This is a genomic window from Brachybacterium paraconglomeratum, assembly GCF_039541415.1.
In the GTDB taxonomy this organism is placed as follows: domain Bacteria; phylum Actinomycetota; class Actinomycetes; order Actinomycetales; family Dermabacteraceae; genus Brachybacterium; species Brachybacterium paraconglomeratum_A.
In genome coordinates, this window is record NZ_BAABGE010000017.1 from 1 (window position 1) to 1,294 (window position 1,294).

Sequence of the window (1,294 nt, forward strand, 5' to 3'; positions counted from 1 at the left end):
TCCCGATGATGGAAGTTCCTACGCTCGCCATCTGGAAGACCTCGACGTGCTCAACGCTACCTTCACCGCGCCCGATCTCGATACCTTCAGCCAGCTTGACCGGCTGGGCCTAACCGTGACGGGCCAGCTGATCGAGCCGCACCGATCGGTGTTGGAGTGTCGCGTGCTCGAACCGGACAACTGGTGCCACGGGTGCGGCCAGCAAGGCGTCTCCCGGGGCACGGTGATCCGGCGTCTCGCCCACGTCCCGCTGGGCTGGCGTCCCACGACGCTGCAGGTCAGAGTGCGTCGTTACCAATGCCCGGACTGCCGCAGCGTGTGGCGCCAGGACACCAAGGCCGCAGCCGAGCCCCGCGCTGTCCTCTCCCGGCACGCCGCGCTGTGGGCGCTCAAGGGCGTGGTCATCGATCGCTTGTCCGTCGCCCGGATCGCCGCCGGGCTCGCAGTCGCCTGGAACACCGCCAACGATGCGATCCTGGCCACCGGCCAGCAGCTGCTGATCAACGATCCCACCCGCCTCGACGGGGTCCGCGTCATCGGCGTGGACGAGCACGTGTGGTCCCACACCCGCCGGGGCAGCAAGTACGTCACCGTCATCATCGACCTGACTCCGATCCGCGACGGCAGCGGCTCCTCCAGGCTCCTGGACATGGTCCCGGGGCGCTCGAAGAAAGTGTTCAAGACCTGGCTCGAGGGCCAGACCGCCCAGTTCCGGGACGGGGTCGAGGTCGTCGCGATGGACGGGTTCTCCGGCTTCAAGACCGCGACCGCCGAGGAGCTGCCCGAGGCGACCGCGGTGATGGATCCCTTCCACGTCGTCGCCCTGGCCGGCGAGAAGATCGATCAGTGCCGCCAGCGCGTCCAACAGGCCACCCTCGGCCATCGGGGCCGATCTGGAGATCCGCTCTACGGGATCCGGCGCGTGCTGCACACCGGCGCTGACCTGCTCACCGACAAGCAGATCACCCGCCTGAAGGCCGTGTTCGCCCGAGACGAGCACGTCGAGGTCGAAGCGACCTGGGGCATCTACCAGCGCATCGTCGCCGCCTACCGCCACCCCGACCGCGCGAGTGGGAAGAAGGCTCTGCAAGCCGTGATCGACGACCTCGCCCAGGAAGTGCCCACGCAGCTCACCGAGCTGATCACCCTCGGTCGAACCCTGAAGCGACGGGCCCTGGACGTGCTGGCCTACTTTGACCACCCCGGCACCAGCAACGGCCCCACCGAAGCGATCAACGGCCGACTCGAGCACCTCCGTGGCACCGCGCTCGGCTTCCGCAATCTCGCCCACTAC

The 1,294-nt window shown here is 68.2% G+C and carries 1 protein-coding gene; it reads left to right on the forward strand.

The features are described 5' to 3' along the window. Nucleotides 1-46: 46 nt before the first annotated feature. A partial coding sequence (locus ABD893_RS16945) for an ISL3 family transposase (RefSeq protein WP_345083182.1) occupies nucleotides 47-1,294 on the forward strand: 1,248 nt, incomplete at its 3' end.